The sequence below is a fragment of the Cognatishimia sp. WU-CL00825 genome (genome assembly GCF_040364665.1).
GTDB lineage: Bacteria > Pseudomonadota > Alphaproteobacteria > Rhodobacterales > Rhodobacteraceae > Cognatishimia.
Genome location: NZ_BAABWX010000014.1, coordinates 1 through 6,227 on the forward strand (window position 1 = coordinate 1; position 6,227 = coordinate 6,227).

Below are 6,227 nucleotides of genomic sequence, written 5' to 3' on the forward strand. Positions count from 1 at the left end.
AAAAAGGTCTTGCGGCTGTGCGTTAGTAACCTTAGAACCCCCCTTACCGGCGGCGCTGAGGCGCACAACGGCGGGTCAGACGGGAAACGGAGCGGTGCTCTGGAGAGTGTTTGAGAGAGAATTTTGAGGTACTAGGATGCGGGTTGCGCCGGTAAGATTGGCGCTACTTGTTGATTTTTGTCTCTGGGTCTTACGGGATCCGCGTTTTTTGACATTGTGATGACACTGAAGAGATATGTGGGCGGTTTGGTCGTTTTCGACGACGAATGTTTGCATATCTGGTCTTTAGAGCTTCGGCTCGATGATAAGATTAACAGCTTCACTGTTTGGACGGCTTTTTGTTAACTTTGTTAACTTAAGCACAACAAACAGTTTATTCTTACATCCTAGCCAGGATGTAGGATTGATGTTTTATAACATCAGTGATGTGCAGAGGTTCGACGTCAAGGATAAGCATGTAAGTGCTTTTCAACTTGAGAGTTTGATCCTGGCTCAGAACGAACGCTGGCGGCAGGCCTAACACATGCAAGTCGAGCGCAGTCCTTCGGGACCGAGCGGCGGACGGGTTAGTAACGCGTGGGAACGTACCCTTCTCTAAGGAATAGCCTCGGGAAACTGAGAGTAATACCTTATACGCCCTTAGGGGGAAAGATTTATCGGAGAAGGATCGGCCCGCGTTAGATTAGATAGTTGGTGGGGTAATGGCCTACCAAGTCTACGATCTATAGCTGGTTTTAGAGGATGATCAGCAACACTGGGACTGAGACACGGCCCAGACTCCTACGGGAGGCAGCAGTGGGGAATCTTAGACAATGGGCGCAAGCCTGATCTAGCCATGCCGCGTGAGTGATGAAGGCCTTAGGGTCGTAAAGCTCTTTCGCCAGAGATGATAATGACAGTATCTGGTAAAGAAACCCCGGCTAACTCCGTGCCAGCAGCCGCGGTAATACGGAGGGGGTTAGCGTTGTTCGGAATTACTGGGCGTAAAGCGTACGTAGGCGGATTAGTAAGTTAGGGGTGAAATCCCGAGGCTCAACCTCGGAACTGCCTCTAAAACTGCTAGTCTTGAGTTCGAGAGAGGTGAGTGGAATTCCGAGTGTAGAGGTGAAATTCGTAGATATTCGGAGGAACACCAGTGGCGAAGGCGGCTCACTGGCTCGATACTGACGCTGAGGTACGAAAGTGTGGGGAGCAAACAGGATTAGATACCCTGGTAGTCCACACCGTAAACGATGAATGCCAGTCGTCGGGTAGCATGCTATTCGGTGACACACCTAACGGATTAAGCATTCCGCCTGGGGAGTACGGTCGCAAGATTAAAACTCAAAGGAATTGACGGGGGCCCGCACAAGCGGTGGAGCATGTGGTTTAATTCGAAGCAACGCGCAGAACCTTACCAACCCTTGACATCCTGTGCCACTACCAGAGATGGTACGTTCCCTTCGGGGACGCAGTGACAGGTGCTGCATGGCTGTCGTCAGCTCGTGTCGTGAGATGTTCGGTTAAGTCCGGCAACGAGCGCAACCCACATCCTTAGTTGCCAGCAGTTCGGCTGGGCACTCTAGGGAAACTGCCCGTGATAAGCGGGAGGAAGGTGTGGATGACGTCAAGTCCTCATGGCCCTTACGGGTTGGGCTACACACGTGCTACAATGGCAGTGACAATGGGTTAATCCCTAAAAACTGTCTCAGTTCGGATTGGGGTCTGCAACTCGACCCCATGAAGTCGGAATCGCTAGTAATCGCGTAACAGCATGACGCGGTGAATACGTTCCCGGGCCTTGTACACACCGCCCGTCACACCATGGGAGTTGGTTCTACCCGACGGCCGTGCGCTAACTCTTCGGAGAGGCAGCGGACCACGGTAGGATCAGCGACTGGGGTGAAGTCGTAACAAGGTAGCCGTAGGGGAACCTGCGGCTGGATCACCTCCTTTCTAAGGATGTATCTAGCTACGATTTATGAGTTACCAACGCGCTCAAGTAGCGCAGCGGTAGCGCATAAAAAGTCGTGATACACTTAGCATAAGATCAACAAACAAAGTTGATCAAACTCACGGCCGGGCCGTCCTCATATCTCTTCAGAATAACACGTGGGCCTACCGGTTCCCGTGCAGCGCTTCTCAGCATTTTGCGTTGCAAAACGCCTGGCAGCGCGATGTTGAATTGCCTTGGCAATTCACTTGGGTCGGTAGCTCAGGTGGTTAGAGCGCACGCCTGATAAGCGTGAGGTCGGAGGTTCAAGTCCTCCTCGACCCACCATCATTCTTCGGAATATTTTGGGGCCTTAGCTCAGATGGGAGAGCGCCTGATTTGCATTCAGGAGGTCAGGAGTTCGATCCTCCTAGGCTCCACCAAATTCCGCCTAATTCATGTGTCATCAAATATCAAAAGCGTCGATTAGATCGCTAAGCATTCACGAATGTTTAGCCGTCCAATCGGACGATTTTGACATCGTTTAGAGAGAATATAGTTATTTTAAGAGTAATCTTAGAATAACAAACAACACTGTTTGATCGCCTCAAGTAAGAGGATGATCTCAGTAAGGTGCTGAAGATATCTTAGTAATCCGCAAGGGTGGAAGGATGTGTGAAGCGAGCGTATTCCAAGATTGTTTCCTCGATCTAGTTTGCGTCTGCCTGCTGAAATGAAACAGAGTTGTCCAAGTCAAGTACACTAACCAACGTATATTTGCTGACAAGCAGATCTACGGAGAACGTTCCGCACGGAGCGTTCGATTGTTCTTTATCTTCCGCGCGGGTCCCTACCGACATTGGGAAGTGCGGGTTCCAAGATAAAGAGCGGGAAAATTATGTATGACTTTTGGTTTGGAATAGACGGTCCTGTGCTTGCCAGCTTCGGGACCCCGATTGATATATCGTTTTAACACAGCCTTAGTTGGGTCTGAGAAATCAGTCCTCAAGTAGCGCAGCGTTAGGACATCAATATGTCTTTCTATTTCTGGATCAAATCAAGCGCGAAAAGGGCGTTTGGTGGATGCCTTGGCAGTAAGAGGCGATGAAAGACGTGATACTCTGCGATAAGTCATGGGGAGCTGAGAATAAGCTTTGATCCATGAATTTCTGAATGGGGGAACCCACCTGACAGTTTGATATAATAGCACTTCGGTGCTGCTTATATCTTGCTGAACCAGGTACTTTTAGACTGAATACATAGGTCTTTAAGAGCAAACCCGGGGAACTGAAACATCTAAGTACCCGGAGGAAAGGAAATCAATTGATACTCCCCTAGTAGCGGCGAGCGAACGGGGACCAGCCAAGCCTTGAGAGTGATTAGAACATGTTGGGAAGCATGGCCATAGCGGGTGATAGCCCCGTATAAGAAGCTCGATGGGATGTATTAAGTAGGGCGGAACACGTGAAATTCTGTCTGAAGATCGGAGGACCACCTTCGAAGGCTAAGTACTCCTTACTGACCGATAGCGAACCAGTACCGTGAGGGAAAGGTGAAAAGCACCCCGACAAGGGGAGTGAAACAGTACCTGAAACCGAACGCCTACAATCAGTTGGAGGGGCTTTACGCCCTGACAGCGTACCTTTTGTATAATGGGTCATCGACTTAGTGTATCTAGCAAGCTTAAGCCGTTAGGTGTAGGCGCAGCGAAAGCGAGTCTTAATAGGGCGACTGAGTTAGATGCATTAGACCCGAAACCGAGTGATCTAGGCATGACCAGGCTGAAGGTTAGGTAACACTAACTGGAGGGCCGAACCCACATCTGTTGAAAAAGATCGGGATGAGTTGTGCCTAGGGGTGAAAGGCCAATCAAACTCGGAGATAGCTGGTTCTCTGCGAAATCTATTTAGGTAGAGCGTCATCCGAATACCCCGGGGGGTAGAGCACTGGATGGGTAATGGGGCCTTACCGGCTTACTGATCCTAACCAAACTCCGAATACCCGGGAGTACTAGATGGCAGACACACTGCGGATGCTAACGTCCGTAGTGGAGAGGGAAACAACCCTGACCTACGACTAAGGCCCCTAATTCATGGCTAAGTGGGAAAGCAGGTGGGACGACCAAAACAACCAGGAGGTTGGCTTAGAAGCAGCCATCCTTTAAAGATAGCGTAACAGCTCACTGGTCTAAATAAGTTGTCCTGCGGCGAAGATGTAACGGGGCTCAAGCCATGAGCCGAAGTCTAGGATGCACATAGTGCATGGTAGCAGAGCGTAGTGTGACATAGTTCCATGTCTCTTTTGTTTAAGCGGACCGTTTGGTCTTGGGTGCTCAGGCGCTCAAGTAGCCGAATAGGCGGTAGCGCAAATACTGGAGACACGGAGCTTTCGATGAAGCTGGGGCGTGAGCCATCCGGTGGAGAGATCACTAGTGAGAATGATGACATGAGTAGCGACAAAGAGTGTGAGAGACACTCTCGCCGAAAGTCCAAGGGTTCCTGCTTAAAGCTAATCTGAGCAGGGTAAGCCGACCCCTAAGGCGAGGCCGAAAGGCGTAGTCGATGGGAACCAGGTTAATATTCCTGGGCCAGATGGAAGTGACGGATCTCGAGGGTAGTTCATCCTTATCGGATTGAATGGGCTGCTTAGAGGTTCCTGGAAATAGCTCCATCGCTAGATCGTACCCTAAACCGACACAGGTGGACTGGTAGAGAATACCAAGGCGCTTGAGAGAACTATGTTGAAGGAACTCGGCAAAATACCTCCGTAAGTTCGCGAGAAGGAGGCCCAGTTTCTACGCAAGTATTGACTGGGGGCACAAACCAGGGGGTGGCGACTGTTTACTAAAAACACAGGGCTCTGCGAAGTCGCAAGACGACGTATAGGGTCTGACGCCTGCCCGGTGCCTGAAGGTTAAAAGGAGGAGTGAGAGCTCCGAATTGAAGCCCAGGTAAACGGCGGCCGTAACTATAACGGTCCTAAGGTAGCGAAATTCCTTGTCGGGTAAGTTCCGACCTGCACGAATGGCGTAACGACTTCCCCGCTGTCTCCAACATAGACTCAGCGAAATTGAATTGCCTGTCAAGATGCAGGCTTCCCGCGGTTAGACGGAAAGACCCCGTGCACCTTTACTACAGCTTCACACTGGCATCAGGCCATGCATGTGCAGGATAGGTGGTGGGCATTGAAACCAAAACGCCAGTTTTGGTGGAGCCTCCCTTGAGATACCACCCTTGCATTGCTTGATGTCTAACCGCGGCCCATTATCTGGGTCCGGGACCCTGTGTGGCGGGTAGTTTGACTGGGGCGGTCGCCTCCTAAAGCGTAACGGAGGCGCGCGAAGGTTGGCTCAGAGCGGTCGGAAATCGCTCGTTGAGTGCAATGGCAGAAGCCAGCCTGACTGCGAGACTGACAAGTCGAGCAGAGTCGAAAGACGGCCATAGTGATCCGGTGGTCCCGAGTGGAAGGGCCATCGCTCAACGGATAAAAGGTACGCCGGGGATAACAGGCTGATACTGCCCAAGAGTCCATATCGACGGCAGTGTTTGGCACCTCGATGTCGGCTCATCTCATCCTGGGGCTGGAGCAGGTCCCAAGGGTACGGCTGTTCGCCGTTTAAAGAGGTACGTGAGCTGGGTTTAGAACGTCGTGAGACAGTTCGGTCCCTATCTGCCGTGGGTGTAGGATACTTGAGAGGAGTTGCCCCTAGTACGAGAGGACCGGGGTGAACGATCCACTGGTGTACCAGTTGTTCCGCCAGGAGCAGTGCTGGGTAGCTATGATCGGACAGGATAACCGCTGAAGGCATCTAAGCGGGAAGCCCCCCTCAAAACAAGGTATCCCTGAGAGCCGAGGTAGACCACCTCGTCGATAGGCCAGAGATGTAAGTGCGGTAACGCATTCAGTTGACTGGTACTAATGGCTCGATAGGCTTGATTTGATCCAGTAATAGACAGATACAGTGCTCAAGCAGCAAAGCGATAGCACATATCAATGTCCATTACCTGGGACCAAATAAGTCATACACAATAACAATACACAGCATACCGCTGACTTGGACAACAACACCAATCGGGTGCGCACAGGAGTTGCTTCGCAATTCCTTGCCGCGCACTCGTTGAATTGGCTAAGCCAATATCAACGTCTTTAGCCGTTTATTCGGTTTGGTGATCATAGCGCGAGTGAAACACCCGGTCCCATCCCGAACCCGGCCGTTAAGCACCGTTGCGCCGATGGTACTGCAGCTTAAGCTGTGGGAGAGTAGGGCATCGCCAAACCTAATAAACGACTAAAGACACATTCTCTCTAATACGAT

General features: G+C 51.1%; 2 tRNA genes and 3 rRNA genes. All 5 read left to right on the forward strand.

Going from position 1 to position 6,227, the window contains the following annotated elements:
• Positions 1-469: 469 nt before the first annotated feature.
• The 5 genes from ABXG94_RS17760 to rrf all read left to right on the forward strand — a co-directional run bounded on the left by ABXG94_RS17760 (position 470) and on the right by rrf (position 6,189).
• Positions 470-1,935, forward strand: a 16S ribosomal RNA gene (locus ABXG94_RS17760).
• Between the two features lie 248 nt (positions 1,936-2,183).
• Positions 2,184-2,260 (forward strand) — tRNA-Ile (locus ABXG94_RS17765).
• A gap of 19 nt (positions 2,261-2,279) precedes the next feature.
• Positions 2,280-2,355, forward strand: a tRNA-Ala gene (locus ABXG94_RS17770).
• 612 nt (positions 2,356-2,967) lie between these two features.
• Positions 2,968-5,852: ribosomal RNA gene (locus tag ABXG94_RS17775) — 23S ribosomal RNA — on the forward strand.
• Positions 5,853-6,074: 222 nt separating this feature from the next.
• A 5S ribosomal RNA gene (gene rrf, locus ABXG94_RS17780) occupies positions 6,075-6,189 on the forward strand.
• Together the 16S, 23S and 5S rRNA genes with 2 tRNA genes alongside form the textbook arrangement of a ribosomal RNA operon.
• Positions 6,190-6,227 lie beyond the last annotated feature (38 nt).